The organism is Nostoc sp. DSM 114159 (assembly GCF_053470285.1).
In genome coordinates, this window is sequence record NZ_JBPFEH010000001.1 from 7,440,312 (window position 1) to 7,465,910 (window position 25,599).

General features: G+C 40.9%; 18 protein-coding genes. 9 read left to right on the forward strand and 9 right to left on the reverse strand.

All coding sequences use genetic code 11. From position 1 onward, the window contains the following. Nucleotides 1-51: 51 nt before the first annotated feature. From ACR5KR_RS31420 to ACR5KR_RS31450, 7 genes are all read right to left on the reverse strand, one after another. Nucleotides 52-534 carry a hypothetical protein gene (locus tag ACR5KR_RS31420; protein ID WP_448269233.1) on the reverse strand — a complete coding sequence of 161 codons (483 nt, stop codon included), beginning with the start codon at nt 532-534 and terminating at the stop codon, nt 52-54. 4 nt (nt 535-538) lie between these two features. Continuing rightward, nucleotides 539-2,728 (reverse strand): cation:proton antiporter, encoded by a 2,190-nt coding sequence (locus ACR5KR_RS31425; RefSeq protein WP_448269234.1) that lies wholly within the window; start codon nt 2,726-2,728, stop codon nt 539-541. Nucleotides 2,729-2,995: 267 nt separating this feature from the next. Beyond that, complete coding sequence (locus ACR5KR_RS31430) at nt 2,996-4,282, reverse strand: cation:proton antiporter (protein ID WP_448269235.1); 1,287 nt, start codon at nt 4,280-4,282, stop codon at nt 2,996-2,998. A gap of 714 nt (nt 4,283-4,996) precedes the next feature. Further along, nucleotides 4,997-5,703, reverse strand: a protein-coding gene (locus ACR5KR_RS31435; protein ID WP_448270395.1) for an IS1 family transposase whose coding sequence is annotated in 2 segments (ribosomal slippage) — nt 4,997-5,418 and nt 5,418-5,703 — 708 coding nt in all. Because the reading frame shifts where the segments join, the coding sequence is not laid out codon by codon here. Nucleotides 5,704-5,770: 67 nt separating this feature from the next. Next, nucleotides 5,771-6,205 carry a hypothetical protein gene (locus ACR5KR_RS31440; RefSeq protein WP_448269236.1) on the reverse strand — a complete coding sequence of 145 codons (435 nt, stop codon included), beginning with the start codon at nt 6,203-6,205 and terminating at the stop codon, nt 5,771-5,773. Nucleotides 6,206-6,387: 182 nt separating this feature from the next. Then, nucleotides 6,388-7,155 carry a GDSL-type esterase/lipase family protein gene (locus ACR5KR_RS31445; RefSeq protein ID WP_448269237.1) on the reverse strand — a complete coding sequence of 256 codons (768 nt, stop codon included), beginning with the start codon at nt 7,153-7,155 and terminating at the stop codon, nt 6,388-6,390. Between the two features lie 307 nt (nt 7,156-7,462). Then, the gene (locus tag ACR5KR_RS31450; RefSeq protein WP_448269238.1) at nt 7,463-8,026 is read right to left on the reverse strand and encodes a Uma2 family endonuclease; all 564 of its coding nucleotides are present in this window, start codon (nt 8,024-8,026) and stop codon (nt 7,463-7,465) included. Between the two features lie 615 nt (nt 8,027-8,641). Between ACR5KR_RS31450 and ACR5KR_RS31455 the strand changes: the two genes are divergently transcribed. Next, nucleotides 8,642-9,844, forward strand: a complete 1,203-nt coding sequence (locus ACR5KR_RS31455) for an AAA family ATPase (protein WP_448269239.1) — start codon at nt 8,642-8,644, stop codon at nt 9,842-9,844. Between the two features lie 9 nt (nt 9,845-9,853). On the opposite strand, the gene ACR5KR_RS31460 is transcribed toward ACR5KR_RS31455, so the two are convergent. Next, on the reverse strand, nt 9,854-10,723 hold the full coding sequence (locus ACR5KR_RS31460; protein ID WP_445629103.1) for a response regulator transcription factor: 870 nt from the start codon (nt 10,721-10,723) through the stop codon (nt 9,854-9,856). 124 nt (nt 10,724-10,847) lie between these two features. Beyond that, nucleotides 10,848-12,827: a scytonemin biosynthesis sensor histidine kinase gene (locus ACR5KR_RS31465; RefSeq protein ID WP_445629104.1), complete on the reverse strand. Its 1,980-nt coding sequence runs from the start codon at nt 12,825-12,827 to the stop codon at nt 10,848-10,850. A 1,682-nt stretch (nt 12,828-14,509) separates the two neighbouring features. Between ACR5KR_RS31465 and scyA the strand changes: the two genes are divergently transcribed. The 8 genes from scyA to tyrA all read left to right on the forward strand — a co-directional run bounded on the left by scyA (nt 14,510) and on the right by tyrA (nt 25,590). Beyond that, nucleotides 14,510-16,387, forward strand: coding sequence for a scytonemin biosynthesis protein ScyA (gene scyA / locus ACR5KR_RS31470; RefSeq protein ID WP_448269240.1), 1,878 nt, complete (start codon nt 14,510-14,512; stop codon nt 16,385-16,387). 309 nt (nt 16,388-16,696) lie between these two features. Further along, nucleotides 16,697-17,758 (forward strand): tryptophan dehydrogenase ScyB, encoded by a 1,062-nt coding sequence (gene scyB / locus ACR5KR_RS31475; protein ID WP_448269241.1) that lies wholly within the window; start codon nt 16,697-16,699, stop codon nt 17,756-17,758. A 25-nt stretch (nt 17,759-17,783) separates the two neighbouring features. After that, nucleotides 17,784-18,755 (forward strand): scytonemin biosynthesis cyclase/decarboxylase ScyC, encoded by a 972-nt coding sequence (gene scyC, locus ACR5KR_RS31480; protein WP_448269242.1) that lies wholly within the window; start codon nt 17,784-17,786, stop codon nt 18,753-18,755. Between the two features lie 55 nt (nt 18,756-18,810). Beyond that, entirely contained in the window at nt 18,811-20,070 is a 1,260-nt protein-coding gene (locus ACR5KR_RS31485; RefSeq protein ID WP_448270397.1) for a ScyD/ScyE family protein, read from the forward strand. A 127-nt stretch (nt 20,071-20,197) separates the two neighbouring features. Continuing rightward, entirely contained in the window at nt 20,198-21,577 is a 1,380-nt protein-coding gene (locus ACR5KR_RS31490; protein ID WP_448269243.1) for a ScyD/ScyE family protein, read from the forward strand. 171 nt (nt 21,578-21,748) lie between these two features. Then, nucleotides 21,749-22,945 (forward strand): scytonemin biosynthesis PEP-CTERM protein ScyF, encoded by a 1,197-nt coding sequence (gene scyF / locus ACR5KR_RS31495; protein ID WP_448269244.1) that lies wholly within the window; start codon nt 21,749-21,751, stop codon nt 22,943-22,945. A gap of 220 nt (nt 22,946-23,165) precedes the next feature. Further along, complete coding sequence (locus tag ACR5KR_RS31500) at nt 23,166-24,518, forward strand: glycosyltransferase family 4 protein (RefSeq protein ID WP_448269245.1); 1,353 nt, start codon at nt 23,166-23,168, stop codon at nt 24,516-24,518. Continuing rightward, the gene (gene tyrA, locus ACR5KR_RS31505; RefSeq protein ID WP_448269246.1) at nt 24,511-25,590 is read left to right on the forward strand and encodes a bifunctional chorismate mutase/prephenate dehydrogenase; all 1,080 of its coding nucleotides are present in this window, start codon (nt 24,511-24,513) and stop codon (nt 25,588-25,590) included. Before ACR5KR_RS31500 ends, tyrA begins: the two co-directional genes overlap by 8 nt. Nucleotides 25,591-25,599 lie beyond the last annotated feature (9 nt).

Genomic DNA, 25,599 nt, shown 5'->3' on the forward strand with positions numbered 1-25,599 from the left:
CGCGATGAATCTCGTAGACGCGATGAATCGCGTCTCTAACAATCCTCCAATTCAATTAGCTTTTTGAGGCACAGCAGTAAATTTCAGAGTTTGTGGAATACCATTTACGGTTAATTGACCTGTCATATTACCTTTATCCACAAGTTGCATTTGAATTGTGACTGAGTTTAGAGGATCGTTTTGGGGGTGAAGAATATTACAAAGGATTGATTTACCAACTTTCCCAGATAAATTTAATTGTTGATTTTTGAAGATGCCTGCCAGAGAGTGCTTTTCGTCAGTGTTGGCGTTAGCGTTTGCCGGTAATACAGAGGCATTTAAGTAAATACCTGACTGCTCAATGTTTAACGTCAGAGTATCCGATTTTTCACAGTTAGGCAAATTCTCCGCTAGGGTTAGACGATAGCGACCGTTAACTGGCAAAGGAGCCTTGAGTTTGTTTTCTCCGTAAACAGTGACAGTTTTAAACAACAGTAGCACTGAAATTATTGCTACTCCGTAAAAACTTAAAGATTTGAAGTTGAAATGATTCATGTTGTCAACTCCTCAATGTTGGCTCTTGACTGCTAACATCAGGAAGCATGGAAGCCAGATGAGCGGTGACTTGACTGTAACGGCGGGTAATCAGCAGGGAGGAGCAACATTGAATGGCTAGTTGATCTGTATATCTTCCCAAGGTTTGACGCTCGATACCCCAAGTGCGGCTAGTGCCTGCAATTGTTAGGTCTACATTTTTTGAGGCTTCGACTACAGCTTGGATTGGATCTGGAGCTTGAACAATTTTGATTTCGATGCGATCGCGTACACTAGTCGGTAATTGCTCCATCATTGTATTTAACTCATCACTCAATTCATCCTTGAGGTGATTTTCGGGTACAACCTGTAAAACTTGTAATATACAAGTTTCACGGTTAATGAGCAGTCTCAGAGCGATTATTAGCGCTAAATCATCATGAATATTGGCTGAATAAGGCACCAACAAGCTTTCTAATTGCTCACTTCCCCTATCCACAAACACTGCAACATCAACTGGCGCAGTAGTGAGCATTTGGCCAACTCTTCCACCTAAGCGGTTGCTACTAAAAGCTGGGCGATGCCATCCTACAAGAATTAAATCAACTTGTTTGAGTGCGGCAATCTGTGCAGTTTCTCGTGCAACATTACTAGATATGCGAATGATGGGATGCACATGAGCGCGTGTTTCTACTGGTTCGAGCGTATTAATCAATTCTTCTAGCTGCTGACGGCGCTGGGCAATTAATCGGTCTGCTTCTACTGGCGTACTTTCAAAGGCATAATCTTCTTCAAATTCAATCAGACTCAGAGGGTTAACAATAGCGGGATATTGGGAGTTGATGGCGATATTTGCTGCCAACTGTAGCAAGCCTTTTTGAGTACTTGGATTCGCTACAGGCACCAAAATTCGGTAGGGACGAATATAAGTTTCGGCATCAGTAGCGCTGGTAGCTGTTTGTGCTTCTAACTCTGGTTCCACCACATCTAGCCTGATCAGCTTTTTCGGATATGTCCATTCCAGCAGTGGCGAGGTCATGAAGGTAGTTACCAATGCCATAATTACCAGCATGGTAAATATTAAGGGGGAAATTACCCCTAACTCTAAACCAATGTTTAGCACTATCAGTTCGGTTAAACCGCGCGTATTCATTAACCAACCGAGTGCCGAGGCTTCTCGTTTACTAATGCCACTGACACGCGCTGCTACATAAGTACCAACATATTTGCCTGCGATCGCGACAGCTAAAACCAACGCACACAAAAGCCACAATTCGGGACGGTTGAGCAAACCAATCTGCGTTTTTAAACCACTGTAGGCAAAAAATACTGGTAGCAAGAAAATTAGGACAAAATCTTCCGTTTTTATTGCCAATTCTCGCACTAAATCTTCATTTTTGGGCATGGCTGCTCCCAGCAAAAATGCACCAAAAATTAAGTGAATCCCAATTAGTTCGGTGATTAGTGCCGACGCAACCACACCCATATAAATCCCAGCTAGCAGCAATTGGCTGAGTCGTCCCGCACGGAGGTAGTGTTTAGCAAGGCGTTGCAGGAACCAACGACCGGCTGTCAACATCAAGCCGATGTAAACTATACTGGCGATAATTGTGGGTACAGCACCACCAAAGTCACCAGTTCGCGCAACTGCGATCGCTACTGCCAACAAACACCAAGCTGTGACATCATCCACTGCTGCACAAGTTAACGCCAACGTTCCTAAACGCGTTCCTTGTAAATTGTTTTCAGTAATGATTCGCGCCAACACTGGAAAGGCAGTAATCGACATCGCCGCCCCCAAAAATAAAGCAAAGGCGGTGAATGATACACTTGCATCGGAAACTAGGGGATAAAGTATCACCGCTAGTAATGTTCCTAAAGAAAACGGCACCAAAATGCTGACATGAGAAGTTAAAACTGCTACTTCTAATTGCCCTCTGAGGTATTTGGGATTGAGTTCTAGCCCAATCAGAAACATGAAAAATATTAGTCCCACCTGAGACAAAACATTCAGAAAAGGAAAAGTTTCTGGTGGAAACAAAGTAACTGCTAGATGGGGAGCAACTAAACCCAATAAAGATGGGCCAAGCATAATCCCGGCGACAATCTCACCAATTACTAGTGGTTGCTTAATGGAACGGAATGCTAACCCTACGAGTCGTGAAAGCCCAATAACAATCAGCACCTCAACCAGAACGAGAATAACTATGTGCATGGTTTCCTCAAAATTAACTATCTGGTTTTCCTAAGATAATTCTTTAAAAGACTGCAAAATGTCAAGCTTGTTAGATACAACCAAGAGTAATTTGTGCTTCCTTGTTATATTAATTATTGTTACGATCAGTTGCAGATATTATGGTTAAGCAAGTTCGTAGTAAGGACTTTAGTCATTAATTTTCTCAGCACTAAAGCGCTTACTAAAAACACTCAAAGCTAGCTTGTAAAGTACTAGATACTTAATTAATCTAATATTTAAATTTGCTTAAGTAGAAGATTTTTCATAGCTTGTACCGTGCAATAAAAAGGCAATCAGTGGTGATGCCATTAGAGTAGTAATGACCGCCATAATAACCATTATAGTGAATAAAGTTGGGGTAATTATACCTTGTTCTAGACCAATATTGAGGATGATTAACTCCATCAAACCACGAGCATTCATCAGAGCGCCGATAGTTGCAGATTCGCGCCAATTTTCCCCCGCTAACTTTGCAGCCAACATACAAGCAACACCTTTACCAAGAATTGCGATCGTAATAATTAATAGCGTCACTCCCCATAAAGTAGGTGTGTTTACCAATCCAATTTGAGTATTTAATCCAGAAAAAACAAAAAAGATCGGTAATAAAAAAGAAGTAGTTAAAAACTCCGTATATTGGCGAATTTGTTGGGCGAATTCTCCGCGTGGTGTCACTGCTCCCAACACAAAAGCCCCAAATATTGCATAGATACCTGTAACATCGGTAAACCATGCACAAAACATCAAAATTATCAACATTAAAGTCAGGGTTTGTCTGTTCACGCCTTCGCGTTTTGTCATGCGTGTGAACGCTTTCAGTAGAGGTTGACCGAGAAAAATCGCAAATAGCACATAGCAAATGCCACCACCAATTGCTAATATGGCAATGCTTAGAGAATTTTTCACGCTAGCAAGCACAATCGCCAACAAACACCAAGCAACTGCATCATCTACCGATGCTGCACCTAAAGCCAAAGTACCGAAGCGAGTTTGTGTCAGACCACGTTCGTAAAGAATACGAGCTAACATTGGAAAAGCCGTAATTGTCATCGATGCACCCAGATACAAAGCAGCTGACCAAGGCATGACTTTTGGTTGAAAGAAATCGCCATTGTGATAAAACCAAAAAGATGCGATCGCTCCTAAAATAAAAGGAGTGATAATCCCAGCCGCAGATAGCAAACTTGCACTTTTAATGTGATGTTTTAAGAGTTTGGTATTAAAGTCTAAACCAATCAAAAACATATAAATTACCAACCCAATCTGGCTAATAGCATATAAAATTGACATTGATGGATTGGGTATTTTGAGTCCGACAGCAGTGATGATGGGAAGTTTAGGAAATAGCCATTGCTGAAAATCTGGTGCAATCAATCCTAGAAGTGATGGCCCTAGCATTACACCTGCAATCATTTCGCAAACAACATCTGTTTGACCAAGATAGCGGCGTCCTAAAATCGTGACAATGCGACAAGTGGTTAAAATAACTGTGAGTTGCAGAAATAGCTGAATAACCAGATCAAAATTTGACATTGCACTTCCTTAATTTATGTCTCTGCATTGAAGAATCTCCTTAGAGTCTAAAGTTTGTCCTGTTTTACTCATATATGACTACTACATCAGCACAAATGCCAATTTTGTAAACATAAGATAGCTGTTTGTAATTTGATGAGATACAACAAGCAATGCGTTGCTTTGGTTTCCAAAGTTATCTTGTTTTTAGAACGTACACAACTGTACGTCAATACAAGATATTGCATCCAAACTAAAACCGCCATATATGATTTTTTATGATTTGTTAATTTGCGATTTATATCCCAATACAATTCAGTTAAGAAAAATTGTAGGTTGGGTGAAGCAAAGCGCAACCCAACAAAGTCCTGCAAATGTTGGGTTTCGTTTATCAACCCAACCTACGTAGTTTAAGGTTTTTGGGGCTAACCCAAGCGTATTGATTTATATCCCAATACAGTCCAGTGAAGAAAAATTGTAGGTTGGGTGAAGCAAAGCGCAACCCAACAAAGCTATGAAAATGTTGGGTTGAGGAACGAAACCCAACCTACACAACTTAAGATTTTTAGCGCTAACCCAAGCGTATTGATTTATAGCCTTTTTTATCTATTTGAGACACAATCGACTGTAGGGACGTACATTTGTGTGTCTCTACCCTACGGTTGAATTGCCTGAAAATTGCTAGAATTTTTGATTAAATTAGTTTCGATTTTGGTAGTAATGCATAGTAATGATTTACCTTCGTAGCTGGGCATTGTAGTGATGGACAAAATACCAAATTGCACCAATATGGTTATCCAGCATTTTAGAGAACGACAATGTTTTACGAACTAGCCGTCCAACTCGTTGCCGTAGAGTGTTGTTAAATCTTTCAATATAGCTTGTCTTTCCACTATCTTTGCCTACTGGTTTATGTCTAGTACTAGGTAAAACCCCTTCATAGGATTCCCAAAAATCAGTGTAACAAATTGCACATTGACGATAAACTGGCGGTAGAGATTGCCATAATCTTTGAGCCGATTGTCTAGAGCGATCGCCAATATACACCCCAACAATCTCTCGTGTTGTCGCGTCCATAGCAAGCCAAATCCACTGTTTATTTTCTTTCGACCCTACGTATGACCACATCTCATCTATTTGGAGAATTAGCCTACCTGGTTTTTTTTAGTAACTTCAACAATTTTCGGAACTTGGTAGTATTTCTGGTTTACGTAGTATTGAAGCCAACGTGTTGAAACTCCAGTAACGCGGGCGATCGCTGCCAATGAAACCCGTTCAAGTAAGAGTTTATCAATTAAGGTACGTGTGGAGTTATCAATCGGTTGTCTTGTTGGACTTTCAACAAATTGTCGTCCACAATTATGGCATTTGAAACGTTGTTTTCCGTAGTGTGTGTGTCCATTTTTGACTATGTTCTTCGAGTTGCATTTAGGACAGTGCATAGCTTCTGTATTGAACGACACTGCCTGATTTTATCATTACTATGCATTACTACCTCGATTTTAAATTTTACAACCACTCCCCGCCCCGAAAACGCCAACGAAGAAAGATAATTCGCATCAGACTTTGAGAACTAATAAAAACTGCTAGCCACACGATGCTATAGTGCAATAAAAAAGCTCCTGGTGAAAGTTCTTCTTTTGGTAAAGGTATTGGCAAGAAGCCAAATAGCTTAACTCCACAAAATATAAATATTAATTCCCATATACCAGCTAAAAGTTGATAAGCTGCGGGCCAATCTCTATCCCAACGGGATTTTTGGAGATAGTCATAAAGTACATCCCAACCTAAGCCAAAGATGGCGACATAACCAAGTATCCAAAAATAAACCGAGTTAGCACCAGGGCCAATCCAACCCATTGCAAATGGCAAAGATACGAGTAAGCCGACAGTTGCCAGTAATAATAATCGAGTTTGCCAGCGACCAAATAAAGTTGGTGTCATGGGAGTGCTGAGTTAGGAGTTAGGAGTTAGGAGTTAGGAGTTATGAATAATATAGAGAAATTAAAGTTTTTATAGATAGATTTTGACTCGCTTCATTAAAAAATTAGAAAGATTGTGGTGCTTTTTGCGAGGATGGCAAATACGAGAGTATCGCCTAGCCCCAAAGCACCAACATATCATTATTAGGATGGTTTTAGGTGATAATCAAATTGAGAATGGTAAGCTGCATTGGCAAAGTCCATTGTTCGCGTAGCGTCTCGTAGAGAAGGTATGGCATCCCAATTGATTACATCTTCTAACAAAGCTTGATAACCTAGTGTATTAGGATGAAGTCCATCTTCACTCAAGCGTTTGAGTCGCCAACTTTCACCGCGTTCCATCCATTGTTCAAAAATATCCAAATAGGGAATCTGCCGTTTGCTGCAAGCAATTCGAGTTGCTTCTTTGTAGCGGTACTGGTCAGCATGATTGTAGTAAAAACAATCTAAAAATGGCATTTTGGCTTCATCTACTGGCACCATGCCCACAAATAACACAGGACAAAGTTGCTGTGCTAAATCTAGCAGAGACGCAATTTCCTTTTCAAACAATGTAAAATCTGTGTAACTTCGACCATCGGGACGCGCCAACCGGGCTGAGTCATTCACGCCTACTGATAAAATAATCAAATCAGGAACGCGATTTCGCAGTTCACCGCGGTGGCGAAATTCAACTTCCAATCTTTGGGCAACTTGTTGCGTGCGATCGCCTCTTACCCCTAAATTATAAAGAATGTGACCGGCACTATCCGGCAACATCCACCATCGCCGTAGTTGCTCAATCCAGCCTCCTTTTTCCGGGTCGCCGAATCCATAAATTAAGCTGTCCCCCAGTGCGACAATCTTCATAGGCTGAAAGTGATTTGGTGGTAAAGACCGCTGCATTGAGGAAGAAGCGAGAAATGTGTGCATTTAACGACTATATTTTATATCTTTACAAGATTCTATACATTTCTATACCATAGATGGCTATCTTTAGTTTCCAAGCATCTATGGAGTTTTTACTTGTTGATACAGGTGATTTCTGCATCTGATGACAACACCCTGAAAGTCTGGAATCCGGCAACAGGAGAACTCATTGCTACTTTTACAGGCAATATCCCATCAATTGCTGTGCAGTAGCACCCGATCGCACGACAATTGTGGCAGGAGATACTTCAGGTACAGTGCATTTTTTGCATCTTGAGAACATGATAGAGGGATGAGGGGAGAAATAATGTTATCTGCCAAAGATTTCATTGACGCTAATATTCACATCGGGGAAGGTTTGAATTGATAAAGTTTGACCGTTAGCGAACTTTTGCATAAACTCATATCCTGCGGCTGTTGGTTGTTGATAAACTTCCACAATTTCCTCGTTAATATCTACTAACCAAACTTCAATGCTGTTTGCTTCTGCATATAAAGGAATTTTCTCTTCCCGGTCATACATTACAGTCGAATCAGCCACTTCAATTAGTAAAAAAATATCCTGGGGTTGGGGGTGTGCTGTGGCGTAGAAATCATCACGGGGTTTAAGTAATGCCACATCTGGCTGAGGTTCTGAGTTATTGTTCAACGCGATTGGATTTTGAGCAGCAAGTATAACGCGTTTACCCAACAGTTGCACCAACAAATTAACAAGTCGATTTACACAAGCAGCGTGTTTTGTTCCAATCGGCGACATCTCAATAATCTCTCCCCGAATCAGTTCCACTCGGTCATCTTCTGTGAGAATCCCCGACTCAACCATCTGATGATATTGCTCAACTGTGAATTTCCGTCTTAGCAATTGTACAGTCACGATCGCCTCCACTGTTGCCTTATCTTTTAATTATTCCTCAGAATTATGAACTCACCACCCAAACCACCCACTGCAATCAATTCCAGAGGACATCCAACGGAATTTAAGGAAATTATTCAAGAAAAAAGCCAAAGACGCTCCGCCAAGGCGTTAGAATGGGCTACGCTTAGTTGCGCTAACAGAAGTAAAACAAGCTTTGTGCGTTCAAACTAGTACATCACGGCGTAAATAGAGCAACCATTTAAAATTCCTAAAGAGCCTATTCCACAATACTTTTGACTTTTGACTTTTGACTTGCGGTACTAGCTTGTGTACTTCATCAACTTTAAATCTGCTGTAAGTCCTCATCTACAGATGGATAAGTAGTGTAGATAAATCAATCGCTAAAAGTAAACACTCACTTACCAATTGGTTTGTCAAAAAAGTTGACGCAAGTAGTTGTTGTGTAATACAGTGTGCTACAATAGTAATGAGTTAAATTAAAAAGACTTCCTCGCTAGTACAGTGGAAATAAAATTACCATTTGCACGCAATTAGTTAAGATTACGAGAAAAAATTTTCAAAACTTCCTACCTAACACAAAATAACTGAATTAACGCTGCATAACCGATAAATATGGATTTTGACTATTTTAGAAGCAATGAAGGCACTCCTACAAATAATACTCGGCAAAGCTTACTTGCTTGCGGTTGGCGACCGCTTAATCGAGAGTTAGACTGGGGATTTTTATGGGAACTGTTGTACAGTGACTCCCGCGAATTAAGTCAAAAAAGTTTGAATTTGGCGAGTAATATTGCTGATGTTTTAGGACGAAATAATTATGCTTGGTGGGCTAATTTATTAAGTGTTGTATCTGATAATACCCGCTACGAAGTTGAAAAGTTTTGGAATTACATCACGCCAGATCCGCAATCACCAGATCATCGCTACAAAGATGTTTTGAGTACGGAAACACCTATTGTCCAATTTGTCAGTCGTAGTAGTATTCCTATTGATTATGTTCTGAATCGACTGCAAGAAATTACTGTACTGCGAGTTTTAGCTGTATTGGGTAATCCTGATATTATTACCCAGTATTACTCAGAAAGAGATTTTTACTTTCCGATAGATAAATTTGTTAGCTGGGAACGCTTAGACGTTATTAATACTGTTTACGCTTACTGGTCTAAGTATGACATTTGGTTGCAAATTGATGCCTACGATCGCGGGCGACGACAATATACTTTAATGGCGAAAAATCTCGCGCCACTAATTAACAAAGCAACTTATGATTTAGCAGTGATGTTGAGTGGATATCAGAGTCGTGTAGGCAAAGTTCATAGTCAATTTGCCATTCGGACATTTCCCGCAGATATCCAAAACTTTACTGATTCTGTACAGCAAGCGATTTTAAATCAAAACCAGTTAGCGGTTGTTGTACATGGACAACCAGGTACTGGTAAAACAGTCTGGACACAGGCAGTAGCAAAAGAAATTCTTGTACCTTTAGGGTATGTAATTTTTATTTTAGATCATGATGCGATCGCTAATTTTGTCCCACCGACTTACATAGAGCGTATTTGTATTCTTATTAACGAAGCTGATAATCTAGCGCAAAATCGTGCTTCGGAGGTAGCGCAATACAATAACAAAACCGAACACATTCTGAGTTTGCTAGATGGTACTTTGTATCAGAGTGTAATTGATGACTCTGGTATTCAGATGCAGCAACGGTTAGTTGTGTTGATGACTTGTAATACTACTGAAAGATTAGATCCAGCCATGTTACGTAAAGGTAGGGTGGATTTAATATATGAGTTTACACAACTATTTGTATAAAATCTACTTTCACCACAGTTTCACCTGTTTTTGCGATACAAGTTGATGCTCTTTGCGCCAAGCTTGGGGAGGTAAACCGTGATGTTGGCGAAACTGACGGGAGAAATGAGACACATCTTGATAGCCTAATGCTTTCGCTATCTTTTCAACTGTGTGATTATTATTTTGGAGTAAAAAACAAGCTTCCGCCATCCGGCGTTTGACAATCCAGCAGTTTACAGTCTCTCCACTTGTCTCTTTTACTCGGTTAGTTAAGTAAGCCGATGAGTAACCAACAGCAACAGCCACATCACATAAAGTAATTCCTTGATGATAATGGGCTTCGATAAAGTCGAAAACTTCTTTTAATTGCGGAATGTTGGGAAAAATTGACTTAGGAGGAATGTTGACTTCTTTATCAGAGGCTACGGCAACATCGGCAGCGATCGCTGTAGTACGATCTGCAAATACTGATTTTGCAGCTTTATGGAATTGAATATTGCACCAGTATTGCAGAGTAGCTTGCTTTTCCAAGCGAGTAGCGATCGCTCTGAGCAATTCATCTAGTGTCGAGGGTTTGGTAAGATAATCATCTGCTCCCAATTCCATAGCTTTGCGAACATCTGCTTTAGTACTACTACCAGTCAGAAAAATGAAAGGAATAATTGCTGTCAGAGGATCTTGGCGTAGGGTATTTAAAACGCTATAACCATCCATATCAGGCATCGTGATATCGCAAATAACTAAGTCGGGTATATCCTTTTGTGCTTGTTGGATACCAACACGACCGTTTTGAGCGCCTATCATATCAAAACCTTTAGCCTCAAGACCCTTTAAATAAAGATTGCGGGTAACGCTATCATCTTCAATGACGAGAATTTTCTTTGACGATTCGTACATAACTTTCTCTTCAATCAATTTTTGCAAAAGCTAATTCTAGACTCTTTGGTGAGTATCTAAATCGACTTGTTCCGAGAGTTATGCTTGTTAAGTTAGTTAATTAACAACTATTTCATTTCAACACTCATAACTCGGAACAGGTCAACTCTGATTTGATTAATGGCAGCACTACAGTAAACGTAGTGCCGACATCAACTTCACTTTCTACAGAAACTTGACCATGATGTAAATCCACAAGGGTTTTAAGAATCGATAGTCCTAGTCCAGTACCAGGTATATGATCGATATTACTACCACGGTAAAATGGCTCAAATATTCGTTGTCGATCTACTACTGAAATACCGATCCCCCTATCTTTTACTTGGAAAATTATTTTTTCATTTTGGCAAGATAGTTCTAAATTAATTGCCGGATTCGAGGGAGAATACTTAATGGCGTTATCAAGCAAGTTCTTCAAAATCGGCTCTAGCAATTTTTTATCTATATAAGCTGTTAGAGTTTTCTCTTGACTGACAAAATTGATTGTTTGTTGGCTAACAATCATCTGCATTTGTGCAACTAAATCCTGACAAAACTGAACTAACTCAAGCGGTTTTGGTTCAAAGTTTAATTTTGCTGATTCTGCTTTGGAGAAGAACAAAATATCATCCAACATCAGGCTCAATTGTTCGGTGGCTTTTTGAATGTGATCGAGTAATGGTTGGATTTTCTTCTGTGTACGTTTGTCTACTTCTTCTTTAAGTAAACTATTAGAAAATGAAACAATATTTAGTGGAGTTCGGAATTGATGGCAAACCATAGCAAGAAAACGCGCTCTAAGTTCGCTAAGTTGTTTGGCTTGTTCTAAAGCTTGATTAAGCCCTAATTCTGCATATTTGTAATCGGTAATATCGATACCTGCAATCAGTTCGACTGGTTTTCCTCCAAAATCTAGCCCTCCATCAAGCTTGGCAACTGCACAAGCTAGCCAGCGCTCCGTGCCGTTTTTTGTTAAGATATTCATCTCCTGGTATTCAAAGTTAGCGGCTTCATCCGGGTTACGTACTTGCCTGCGTTTTTTGCTCTTAATCAATTGCCGAAGATCGAAACCCGTTAGCAGTTCTTCTTTTGTATAGCCAGTGAGTTGTTCTACTGCCGGATTTACATAGCAAAGCCGCGTACCTTGAATCAAAAAAGTGCCGGCATCTGTCGTTTCGGCTAAAGTCCGAAATCTAGTTGCGTTCAGTCGTAATGCTTCTTCAGTCTGTTTTGATTCAGTAATATCCCAAATACTCCACACTCTCCCAATAATTTTACCCTCAAGTAATTGAGGTTTAGAATAGTGTGCAAAAACTCTTCCATCTTTTAACTCTAGAATGTCGTAGCTCTCGAAATCAGATTGGCTAGACACTTCCCAAATCAGCCGACTAAAGGCTTGTGGATCTTTAAGTTGGTTCTCAAAAAATGCTTTGCATCGAGGACATTTCTTAGATAATATTAGGGACTCGGGGATCTGCCACATCTCCACAAATTTCTCATTCAAGCTGAGAATATCTCCCTCAAAGTTAACTGCAACAATCCCAATGGCAGTAGACTCAAGAGTAGAACGAAGTAAAGAAAGAGATGTTTCTAGTTCTACTTCTTTGTCTTTGAGTTGAAAAAATTCTTGTTGCAAATTATCTTTAGCATCTCTTAATTCATCAGTCCACTTTTGCACGCTCAATTCTACTATTTCATCAGTTTTTTCACGAGCAAAGGCACAGCCAAATTCCATATCTTGGTGTTTTACATAGTTCATCGATATTTCTACCAGAAATATCCGACCTTTTTTTGTCCGATAGCGAGATTTAAAGGTAAGGGAACCCTGTGAGCTAATATCTGACCAATTGTGCAGAGCAAAATCTACATCTATATCATGCAGACTCATAGAAAGTAATTCCTCACGGGAATACTCAGTCATCAGACAAGTGGCATCGTTGACGTAAAGAAACTGCGCGTTTGCTCCTAAACAGAAGGCAGCATCTACAGCGTGATTTATTAGAAAGTGAGCAAACTTCATCTCTATTTCTGGTTGTAATGCCCATTGATTGTTCGATCTAGCTAATGTATATTCGCCAGAATTCATATTCTTACTTCCTCCTGGTAATCAATTAGCACTATGCCCATTAAGGAGTTAAAAGTCATAATTTCCTAAAATCTTTGGTATACTGTCCGTTCGGCTGTTAACAAATAAAATGAGTTAATCTATAAAAAATATTATTAACTAGCTTAACAAAACTTATTGTACCAGTAACCTCTGAATTATTAAACCAAATTTCCCTAAAAAAACTAAAGATTTTAGAAAATATTATTGATGGCAACAAATTGTTATAAAATCACAGAATTCAGATAATAAAATCTAGATTAGTCAATATATATTATTAGATAAGAGTTTTAAACTCTTAATCTATAAGTAGAAAAGATATTTTTTTAAATCTAAACTAGTCCTGCATCAGAATTAACTAATAGATATCTGGTAAATATCTGGTGAAATTAATTATGCTTAATTAATAACCCTTCTAGAGATGTAGCACTGCTACGCCTCTACAAGAGTTCACCAACCTAAAATTCCTGGGTTTCCACTGGGGAAAGGTTAAAGAATCAGAATTTTTCTCCTTTAAGCTTTTCCTTACCAAGAACTTTGGCGAACTACTCGTATAGAGTCGTTTGATTTTCAACATCAATGAATTTGCAGTAGTAGGTCTGGATTAAAAGAATAAACTTCAACCGCTTAACTTATTTTCTTAATTTATCTTAACTTACCTTCTCAGGAATTTAACTATAGAAGAATATGCTTAGTCATCTGTCGTAAGAAGTACATTTGTATTTACATAACCGTATAAATTACATACTATATTGTATATTTTTTGTCACAAATAAAGTCTGTAACCGCATATTAAGTATATAGTGCTGATTTATGTATCATCAAAAACAATTTTCAAAAAATATTTATGTCCCGAATGCTTTGTCATCTCTCAAATGAAATATAAAAAATTAAAAAATAATGTCTTTATCGTTACAAATAATTGACTCAAAGAGTTTTTGGTGGCAATATAAAGACCGCTAAATCGCCTCATGCTTAAATTCAGAGAAAAAGTTGTGTAAGTAATAAGGCAAAAGAATTGACACATACATCAAAAGATTTCCTATTGCAAATTTGATAATGTGCCGCTTCTGTGATGCCTACGCAGAATATCAGTATTTGAAGTGACTAAGTTGCAAATGTTACAATCACAAAACAAGCGAAAGAATTGACACATACATCAAAAGATTTTTCATTGCAAACTGGGTTTTTATTGTAGCGGACAGAAATTTCACTAGGTGTTGATTAATTAGATCGGTGTTATTAAAGCTACTTATATAAAGTTTTGTAAAGATTATGAGACGTAGTTAAATTAAGGTTAGTTGCTACTTTATACGCATTTATATAACTTAGTTTTTCTTTGCCAATCTATTTTAAGCACTATAGTCATCATCATAGAAGCGAAAAATTTGACACCCCCATCAAAAGATTTTTGATTGCACCACAGTCTTCATCTCCTTTATTCTTACCGTAAGAAGCACAGCCTCAATTGTTGTATGCTTTTGGTCAAAATTTTTTGGTACTGCGCTCACAAGCATCAATCAGCAGCAATCAACCATTTCTACTATCTTCCAAGCTAGGTCATAGCTGTAGTAAACAACAGAGTTGTTTGTATTAAATATTTCTAGTGCTGTGATTGTAAACTAAAAAGCCTTTGTGTAACTTTCTAAAATTACCTGAAACCAATGAGTCAAAACTATACTGGTTCAAATCCTCTCATCACCACTGAGCCATACAAGGAACTTCCAGCAAACAGATATGTCGAATCTGTGCCTGACTCCCGTCAGCTTGATGAATCGGAGAATAATGGGGGAATTCAGCCTTTTTTAAACGATGAAATTGCTCCAACACTCTCAGTTGCCGATGCGATCGCTAAAATGTTGGAAAATTTGGGAGTAAGCTACGCTTTTGGTGTCGCAGGTGGTGCAATGGCCAGCCTTTGGGGTGCGCTATCCAATAGTAGCATCGAGGTGTTGAACTTCCGCCATGAAGCCGGAGCCGCCTTTGCAGCCACCGAAGCTTACTTTGCGAATAATCGCCCGACTGTAGTTTTTACCACAGCCGGGCCGGGGATCACCAACTCCCTCACCGGATTATTTGCGGCTCGTGGTGAAGGTGCAAAGGTAATTTTGTTGTCGGCTTGCACCTCAGCACCGCAGCGTGGACGTTGGGCTATTCAAGAAACCAGCACTTACACATTGCCCAGTGGAGGAATTTTTACCCCAGGAGCGTTATTCAACTATGCAATCACGATTGAATCTGCGGCTCAACTACCGCAGATTTTTCGTAAACTTGCATTAGCGATGGCGCAACCAGGTGGATTTGTCGCCCATTTGAGCATTCCCACCGCTGTGCAGACAAGTTTAGTTGAGAATATATCCTTGCCTCAACTAGATATTACTCCGTTTGAGATGACTGCTTCCCAAGAAGCGATCGCTAAATCTGTAGAGTTATTATCATCTGGCCCCTTTGCTATCTGGGTTGGTTTCGGTGCGCGTGACGCAGCAGAAGAAATCCTTGAACTCGCAGAAAAAACCGGAGCAGCCGTTATGTGTTCGCCCCGTGGTAAAGGTATTTTCCCTGAAGATCATCCCCAGTTTGTGGGTGTTACAGGTTTAGGCGGTCATGCTTCCGTCTTAACTTATATGGAACAGCAACCTCCACTACGCACACTCGTATTAGGAACCCGTCTTGGCGAACCGACTTCTTTCTGGAGTTCGGCGCTAGTTCCAAAAGGAGGTTTTGTCCATGTTGATATTGATCCAGAAGTTCCAGGTGTAGCCTATCCCCACGTTGAAACTTTCGGAGTTCGCTCTGAGATCAAAGCTTTTGTGAAAGAGTTGTTGCAGCAATTGCCGGATGCTTCTGATTCTACAATGTTGCTACCTCGTCCAGAACACAAAGCAATTGAACCTGCTACAGAGGTAGATTATCCAGTGCGGCCAGAAGTCTTGATGGCAGCAATTCAAAAGATCGTTGTTGAAGATAGCGATGCCGTAGTCATGGCGGAGTGTGGTAACTCGTTTACTTGGTCAACTCATCTACTGCAATTTGCCGAAGCCAATCGTTACCGAGTCAGCACCGGAGTTGGCGCAATGGGTCACGCCGTCACCGGAGTATTGGGTGCAGCACTGGCAAGCAAAAGCAAGGCTGTAGGAATTGTCGGCGATGGAGCAATGCTGATGAATAACGAAATCAGCACAGCCGTGAAATACAAAATTCCGGCAATCTGGATTGTACTCAACGATGCGCGTTACAACATGTGCCATCAAGGGATGAAAATCTTGGGATTAAAGGGCGCAGATGCAACAATGCCACCAACAAACTTTGCGATGATTGCTCGTGGGATGGGAGCAGAAGCGATCGTTGTGGTCAGAGAGTCGGATATTGAAGCCGCATTACAACAAGCGATCGCATCAAATGTTCCTTTTCTCATTGATGTAGTGATTGACGCCGATCGCCCAGCACCTTCTGGCGGACGTAATAAGAGTTTGGCAGCACAAGGAATTAAATCAAGTGCCGCGAAAAATCCAGCCAAGCAGGTTTCATTTCCAATGGTTTGATTTTAAAATGCAATCTCATTCAATTGTTATAGACACTAAAACACTGCATCAAGCAGAACTTACAACGCAGTTTGGATTAGTTCATTCAGGAAAAGAAAAAGAATGAGTTTAGAAGCGACAAAAACTTTATTTGAGTCAGAAACTACACTCAAAAAACTGGAATCTTAAACTTCTTTTTTTAAACCTTAAGTCTTTTCCTTTACTTCATCTAATCTTAATGTTCCGAGAGTAGTTTTGTGTCTATATATTTACATTTTGTAATGCTTATTACTTTCTCTAAACAATTCCAACCAATACCAAGAGGACAAGATGCTGCTATTTGAAACTGTTAGAGAAATGGGTCACGAACAAGTTCTCTTTTGTCATGGTAAAAATCCAGAAATTAAGGCAATTATTGCTATCCATGACACCAGCTTGGGCCCAGCAATGGGAGCAACAAGACTCATGCCTTATATTAACGAAGAAGCTGCTTTAAAAGATGCACTTCGGCTGAGTCGGGGAATGACTTATAAAGCTGCTTGTGCGAATATTCCGGCTGGTGGAGGAAAAGCAGTAATTATTGCTAATCCTGAAAATAAGACAGACGATCTCTTGAGAGCTTATGGACGTTTTGTTGATAGTTTGAATGGGCGTTTTATTACCGGACAAGATGTCAATATTACTCCTGATAATGTGCGGACAATTAGTCAAGAAACAAAATATGTTGTTGGGGTATCAGAAAAATCTGGTGGGCCTGCTCCCATAACATCACTAGGAGTTTTTCTCGGAATTAAAGCCGCTGTAGAATCTCGTTGGCAGAGCAAAAGACTTGATGGGATGAAAGTTGCAGTTCAAGGCTTAGGAAATGTCGGTAAAAATCTCTGTCGTCACTTACATGAGCATGATGTCCAGCTTTTTGTTAGCGATGTAGATCCAGCAAAAGCGGAAGAAGTAAAACGGCTTTTTGGCGCAACTATTGTAGAACCATCGGAAATTTACTCGCTTGATGTAGATATATTTTCTCCTTGTGCTTTGGGAGGAATTCTTAATAGTCATACAATTCCTTTTCTGCAAGCTTCGATTATTGCTGGTGCAGCTAATAATCAATTGGATAATGAGCAATTACATAGTCAAATGCTTGCCAAGAAAGGGATACTTTACAGCCCTGATTATGTAATTAATGCGGGAGGATTAATTAATGTTTACAACGAAATGATTGGTTATGACGAAGAAAAAGCTTTCAAGCAAGTGCATAACATTTATGACACGCTATTAGCAATTTTTGAGATTGCTAAAGAGCAAGGAGTTACTACTAACGATGCTGCCAGACGATTAGCAGAAGACCGGATAAACAATAGTAAGCAGAGCAAAACTACAGCGATCGCAGCTTAATTATTATTATTTTAAGGAGTGAACAATGGAAAAAAATACCTTTGCTACATCAGCATATATTGCTACTTCTCCAGAAAGCGCTTTTGAGTATCTTTGTAGTTTAAAAAACTTGGATGAATGGACGCTTTATAGCCGGATGAAAGAGCAAATTGACGAAGATACTTGGCTCGGATCTGCATCTGGTTATCATAAAAATCTCTATTATCACGTTAAAAAATTAGAAAATCCACTTTTCTACGGCATTGAGTGGCACTGTGGATTAGAGTATCAGAAATATTTTCAGGTTTATCCTGTCTTGCTATTTCCCACCGACTACATAGAGCCGGGAACAGATGAAAAAGGTGTGTATTTTCACTGGTTGAGCTTTGTCGATCCCAAACGGCAGACTCAGATGATTATGCAGGGAATCCACACAGTACACACTTCTGAATGTCGTTCTCTCAAAGGTAATTTGGAACGTAAAGCTGGTCTGACCGCAGCAGCCAAAGGTCGCCACTTTATCGATACAGACACCATCTATGTTGATGCCCCAATTGAAATCGGCATTGAATACTTAAAAGACCTAAACAATATAGATGAGTGGGCACATTTATTACGCCCAAATGGCGAGATTGGTCTTGATTCAGGTGAATTCAAAGATGAATATGACCAGAAAGTAAAAGTTTCCGTGCGGGTTCATAGTCTAAGTAAATACTACTTGGTTGAACAAGAACATTTTTATCCAGACTATGAATATTATCAGCGCTCTGTAGCTTTACTCATCCCAACCGCCTACGCATTCGCTGACCCCGAAGCTTCTGGTTTCATCCTGCACCGAATCACATTCTGGAAAACAGATGGAACTGTCACCCACGGCAAACTTCAAATTGAAGACTTTGGCGCTGAGAGCATGAACATCAAACGTTTACTCGAAGCCAAAGCTGGCAATCTCAAATCATTTGACCGAGGAATGAGCTATCTACCAAAAACTCAAGAGGAGCTAGTCATTAGTCATTAGTCATTGTCATTGGTCAAATAACAAATGACGAATGACAAATGACAAAGAACAAAATATGAAACTAAACCCACTTACCATTACTATCCTCACCTTTTGTGTTGCCGCTTTTTCGGGAATCAAAGCTGCCTCAGCTGCATCCTTTTCAGTAATTGCTGACGGTCTATATAATGCCGGAGGACTAAGCTTTAGCCCTGATGGTAATCTCTATGTTACAGAAGCGGGAATCGGAGGAAGTGGCGCTTGTGTCCCACCGTCAAGCGGTCAAGGTGACTCTTTATGCTATGGCACAAGTGGGGCAGTTACCAAAATTGAGAATGGTAAGACTGAGCGGATACTTACAGGACTTCCTTCTATAGCATTACCAGATGGTACTGGAGCCGGTGGCCCTCGTGATATCCAATTCGATCCAAAAGGTAAACCTTATGTTCTGATTGGGTATGGGGCGAATCCAACCTTTCGCGATCGCAATTTAGGTGACACTGACCTCGGTAAAATCATTGCTCCCAACTTTAATACCAATTCCTGGACGAGTGTTGCAGATTTAGCTAACTATGAACTCGCTAATAATCCCGATGGTGGTGATGTCGGTAGCAATCCCTTGGGCTTTGTCATCGATGGCAATAAGTTAGTTGTAGCTGATGCAGGTGCAAACGACTTACTCAGTGTTAATACTTACGGTAGTAACTTGCAAGCTCTTACTACCTTTCCCCAAGACATATTAACCAATCCCATCTTTCCACCTTCTGATACCCCATCTAATGAACCTGCACAGGTGCCATCTCAAGGAGAAGTGGGGCGATCGCAGTTTCCAATTCAACCAGTACCCTCAAGTGTGGCAAAAGGGCCTGATGGTGCTTATTACATCAGCCAATTTACTGGTTTCCCTTTCCCCGAAGGAGGCGCAAAAATCTATCGAGTCGGTGCTGATGGTAAAGCAACAGTCTTCGCCGATGGTTTTACCCAACTTACAGACTTGCAATTCGATCCTGCGGGCAATTTGTATGCTTTGCAGTACGCCAATCAGTCAGCCTGGAAGGGTAATTTTGATGGTTCTGTAATCAAAATAGCTCCCGATGGCACACGCACAACTCTTCTGAGTGGCAATGGATTAGAGTCGCCTAGTGCCCTGACTATTGGTGCTGATGGTGCAGTATACGTCACCAACCGAGGCGATCGCCCAGGATTTGGACAAGTTCTCAGAATTGAGGATACCAAGTCTATTCCTGAACCTGATTCTGCTTTAGGTGTATTAGCGATCGCAGCCTTGGGCATTGCTTGGTTGCACAAGAAGAAAGAGCTACCAAACCTCCCATAAATAGAGTCGTGGCGCTCAAATAAAGAGTTTCAAACCAATCTTGCGTTCCTCAAAGACTGCAATTCGTTGTCTTTAAAACCATAAAAGTTTCCCCAAACAAATTATTTAACTCTCAATCTCCAAAGGTATGAAACTCAAGTCATTTGCTCTTACATCTGTTACATTTTGTTTTACTGCTATTTGTGGAACACTATCTGCACAAGCTGCAACGCTAACGACAGTTGTCGATGGAATCAGTAATGCACGGGGTGCTAGCTTTGGCCCTGACGGCAGTCTTTACGTAGCAGAGCCAGGTATCGGCGGTAACGGAAATTGTCAACCATCTCCGAGTACGTTGTTTCAGCCTATCTGTGCTGGTAATACTAGTTCACTGGTCAAAGTTTCACCAAACGGCACAAAACAGCGTTTATTTAATAACTTTCAGTCTTTAGCAGAGCAACCCACTGGCAATCAAGGCGCTGGTATTGAAGACATACAATTCGATTCTAAAGGGAATGCTTATCTGCTGACAGGGTTTGCCGGTTATCCAGGAAACCGCGATCTAGCAACACTTAACCTTGGTTCTAAATCCCCACTCCCACCACAGCAACTTGCAACTTTCCCGCCATCAACACCCGATAAAGTTTTGAATACGCCGCTTCTAGCACAACTGTATAAAGCTGACCTGACGACGGGATCTCTCAGCAGTATTTTTGACTTTGCCAAGAATGAAATCACCAAAAATCCAGACAAAGGGGATGTAGTTACCAATCCCTATGACCTGGCTGTTAATGGCGATAATGCTTATGTGGTTGATGGTGGCGGGAACACTGCTTACAAAATCAAGCTTGATGGAAGCAAGTCAGAGGCGATCGCAATTCCTAAAAATATTATTAGTAAGTCAGATTTGCCACCAGGATTACAATTACCTCCTGGGCTATTAGAGGAGCTTCCAGGAGGAAAAATCGCAATTCAATCAGTACCTACAGGTGGCGCAATTGGCCCCGATGGAGCTTTATACGTTGGCGAATATACGGGTTTTCCTTATCCACAAGGTAAATCACGGATTTTCCGCATTGGCGAAGATCAAAAACCAGAAGTTTTTCTCGATGGCTTTACGCACATCACCGACCTCACCTTCGATAAAAAAGGCGATTTGCTTGTCTTACAGTTCAGCGACAAGTCCCAGTTAGGGGGTGACATCACAAATCTGCCTGGATCTCTGATCCAAGTTGCTCCTGACGGCACTCGCACAACGCTTGTTGCAGCAGGTCAAGGGCTAGATTCGGCTGATGGAATTGATATTGGTCCTGATGGCAAGATTTATATTACCAATCGCGGTGTCGGCCCAGGACGAGGGGAGGTTGTTCGGGTGGATGGTGTCGCTGTCGAAAAAGTCCCCGAACCTGGTTCAGTAGTCGGCTTACTAGCACTTGCTAGTGTAGGCGCAACTGCTGCTTACGCCAAGCGCAAACGCCAACGCCAAGAAAAGTTGAGTGAATTGCTAACCGAAGCAGAGACTGTCTAATCCCTCTTTACCTGACACCAGCTAAAGCTTACAGAATAGGCTGCTGCCCAAAAGAGAAAGTTGCATTTCCAATAAGAGGCAGCAGCCCAAATTTCAAGGTTCCCAAACTAGGACGGGGAACAAAATTAGTCTAGGAAAGAGTATACCTTATACAACCAGGACTTAAAACTCATGGGATTAGTCAAAAATTTGTCAATTGGCATTCTCGGTACTGGATTGATGGTGTTGGCAACAGCAGCCCAAGCCAAAGCTGTAACATTAACTTACGACAGAAGTATCGGCAGTCCTGGCTTCGGCCCAGGGCAGCTTTTTGTTCCCCAAGGGATAACGGTAGATGATTCGGGGAATACCTACATAGCTAACGGACGCGGTGTTAACCCGGATGGTACTCCTAACTACAACCTCGGTGACAAAATTGAAAAATTTAGTCCAAGCGGTCAGTATATTGGAGCAATTGGCTCCGGCGGCACAGGGCCCGGACAGTTTGACGAGCCAACAACTGTAGACTTTAATCCCGTAACAGGGGATTTGTATGCAGGTGATGTTTACAACAACCGCATCAATCAATTCGATCCTCAGGGTAACTTTATTAGATCCTTTGCAAATGGAGAATTTACCCCTCGTGTAAACGATCGGATTTTCTTTGGGCCATCTGGTGTGACTTTTGACAAGACTGGCAACGTTTACGTAGGTGATTTTAACGGCGAAAGAATCCTTAAATTTACACCTGACGGAAAGCAAATTGGTGTCATTGGCGGCACTCTGGGCACTGCACTAGGAGAAACTCAAGGTGTAGCAGGTATAAGAATTTCCCCAGTCAGTGGAAATATCTTTCTAGCTGACCAGTATAACAACCGCGTTCAAGTACTCGATCCAAATGGTAAACCTTTGTACGCATTTGGTTCAGCAGGTAGCGGCCCTGGACAGCTTCTTCAACCAATTGGCATCGAAGTGGACGACCAAGAGAATGTTTATGTAGCTGATTCTATCAACAGCCGCGTTCAGGTATTTGATAAAAACGGTAAGTTCTTGACTTCCTACGGTGAAAATGCCCGCGATGCATCAGGTAATCCTGTACCGCCTCCAGCATTAACTGGCCCTCCTTTTGGCAACCCCCTCGACCTCACACCAGGCAGATTTAACTGGACGGGTGGCACAACCCTCAAAGATGGCAAGCTGTATGTGGGCGATTTCTTCCAAGGTCGCGTCCAAGTGCTAAACGTAGAAGGCAGAAGGCAAGTACCAGAACCTAGTTCAGCATTGGGTTTAGCATTGCTCGGACTTGGGGCTGCTACCGTCACATTGCGAAAACGCGGGCAACAAAAGCCAGTCTTCAGTTTAGAGAAGACGTTGCAAAAACAGTGCTGAATTCTCATGATTGAGTAGCAGTAAAGTGACCGAATTCGAGTTCAGAGGCTGAAGTGGATTAAACAAAATTTAAAACTTCTGTTTCGTGGGGTGCGTTATGCCCTTGGGTAACACACCTTACGAAAATTTCAGGTCATTAAATCTGGAATAAGGGAGATAAAAACTGTAAACACTAAATAAAGCCAAGATTATCAAGGTGCTTTTAGCACATTAACGGTTAATGCACATTCTGATTTATTCATACAACTATCATCCAGAACCAATTGGTATTGCACCTTTGATGACTGAACTAGCAGAAGGGCTGGTGAAGCGAGGGCATCAAGTGCGGGTAATCACAGGTATGCCTAACTATCCTCAGCGTCAGATTTACGATCGCTATCGCGGTAAGTTATACGTTACTGAAGAGAAAAATGGTGTCACTATTCAACGTAGTTACCTGCGGATTAAGTCTAAACCTAACCTGATAGATCGGCTACTGCTAGAGTTGAGCTTTATTTTTACAAGTTTGCCACAAGCTCTCAAGGGCGAACGACCTGATGTAATTCTTTTAACAGTGCCGCCGTTACTCGTTTGCTTACCTGCAACTTTAATAGCTTGGTTATACAACTGTCCAGTAGTGCTGAATGTACAAGATATCCTCCCAGAAGCTGCTGTGCGTGTTGGGCTAATTAAGAATAAGTTGATGATTCAAGCTCTGGAAGCTCTAGAAAAATTTGCCTACCGAACTGCACATACCATTAGCGTGATTGCCGATGGTTTTGTAGATAATTTAATACATAAAGGTGTACCTGCTAATAAAATTGCCTGTATTCCCAATTGGGTAAATCTAAATTTTATCCGCCCTTTACCGAAGGAGAATAACTCCTGGAGAGCTTCCCATCAACTTGATGATAAATTTGTAGTGCTTTATTCAGGTAATATTGCTCTGACGCAAGGTTTAGAGACAGTAATAGAAGCAGCATCTCGGTTGCGTCATATTAATGATATTGTCTTTGTCGTAGCCGGTGAATCCCAAGCTCTCGAAAGGTTACAAAAACATTGTTTTGCTTGTGGAGCAGATAACGTTTTGCTGCTACCATTGCAACCGCGAGAAAAACTACCGCAAATGTTAGCAGCTGCTGATGTTGGGTTGATTGTGCAAAAGAGCAATGTGATTTCTTTCAATATGCCTTCTAAAATACCACTGCTGTTAGCCAGTGGTCGCCCAATTGTCGGTTCAGTTCCCGCCACTGGTACTGCTGCCAAAGCTATCAAAGAAAGCGGCGGCGGCGTTATCGTTGAGCCTGAGTCAGCAGATGCTTTAGCTGCTGCGGTATTAGATTTATATAATCAGCCGGAACTAGCAGCAAAATTAGGGCGTGAAGGAAGAAAGTTTGCCGTAGAAAACTACTCCTTTGAGCAAGCGCTAGATCGGTATGAAGAGTTATTTGATGATGCGATCGCCAAAGAAGCAACAAATTTGGATATGTTGCCCGAATTGAGTTCTCAGGAATCACTTGTTGATCGAGAGCTTGTGGTACAGACCTTGCCCCTTGTGCGCGTGGTATCTCAAAAACTAATGACAAATGACTAATTCAGATCGGCTGAAAAAAACTGACCAAAAGTTGATTGCCTTATTGAGCGATCGCATATCATTATTAGCAGCATCAGAACAGCCTTCTCTAGATCAACAACTGGCTGATGTTGCTCCTTTACTTGCCCAAGCTAGTATTCCTGAGTCTGTTTGGGCAGGTTTGCTAAATAGTTGCCATGCTACTTTAATTCCTAAATATACAACAAATCATATCACTCCCCGAAAAATTACCATCATCGGTGGACGCGGCAGGATGGGAAAATTATTTAAAGAGCAGCTTTCGCTAGTAGGTAATAATGTTAGCGTCCTCGAATCTGAGGATTGGGAATATGCAGATAAACTATTAAATCAGGCAGAATTAGTTTTAGTCAGCGTTCCCATTGAACATACAGTTGATGTTATCAAGCGTGCAGCTAAATACCTCGCCCCAACTACCGCTTTGTGTGACATCACGAGCATAAAAACTCAGCCAACTCAAGCAATGCTCGAACACCATTCTGGCCCAGTCATGGGTTTACACCCAATGTTTGGCCCAAATATCAAATCGTTTTTTGGACAAAAAGTAGTAGTGTGTCCGGGTCGAAACGATGATTCATTCCAATGGTTTTTAGACTTGATTAAAAGCCAAGGTGGAGAGTTAATTGTTTGCACGCCTGAAGAACACGATCGCATGATGACGATCGTTCAAGCAACGCAACATTTCTGTAGATTTAGTCTTGGCATTTTCTTAGCACAAGTAAAAATCGATATACAGCAGAGTCTAACAATGTCAACTCCTAACTACCGTCAAGAAATTGACATTGTTAAACGTTTGTTTTCCCAAAACCCTCACTTATGTGTGGATATTATGCTCGCTACAGAAGAAAGGTGTGATGCAATTAGCTTTTTAGCTGATACTTATAGCCGTTTGGCGAAACTAGTAGCAAACAAAGACAGAGAGGCATTAATTCAAGAATTTGAAAAGGCTCAAAGTTTTTTTGAAGATAAAATCAACACTTTTATCCAGCCTTTAAATACAATGGCTATCCCACGAGATTTTCAATCACAAATACACACAAATATTAGCATTTAAATCAACAAA